Raw genomic sequence first — 434 nt, 5'->3', positions numbered from 1 at the left:
ACCCACACTCTAGAAGGGGATAAACCAGGGTTCGATTTCCTAGGATTCAACGTCCGGCAATACAGAGTCGGAAAATATAAGACCGGAAAGGACACGAAGGGAAATCCGCTAGGTTTCAAAACTTTCATTAAACCCAGTAAGAAGGCCATCAAAACCCACTACAAGAAACTAAAAGAGATAGTAGACTCCCATATTGCAATACCGCAAGAGGGGCTAATAAGACACCTCAATCCGGTCATTAGAGGGTGGAGCAACTACTACTCAACAGTAGTGTCTAAAGAAGCTTTCTCTCAAATGGATAGCTCGTTATATTGGAAGCTAACCAAATGGGGAAACCGAAGACATTCCAACAAAACAGGAAAGTGGGTAGCCAAGAAATACTGGCAAGCAATAGGGAATCGGCAATGGGTATTTGCAACACGAGCGGAATCAAA

General features: G+C 43.5%; 1 protein-coding gene. It reads left to right on the top strand.

Annotated features, from left to right (window positions below):
- Positions 1-126: 126 nt before the first annotated feature.
- On the top strand, positions 127-434 hold a 308-nt coding region (locus LKK83_RS07445; protein ID WP_324630382.1), incomplete at its 3' end, for a group II intron maturase-specific domain-containing protein.

It is taken from the genome of Phormidium sp. CCY1219 (assembly GCF_035615515.1).
GTDB lineage: Bacteria > Cyanobacteriota > Cyanobacteriia > Cyanobacteriales > Laspinemataceae > CCY1219.
The sequence above is the reverse complement of the archived record's forward strand: the minus strand, read 5'-3'. Positions and strand labels throughout refer to the sequence as shown.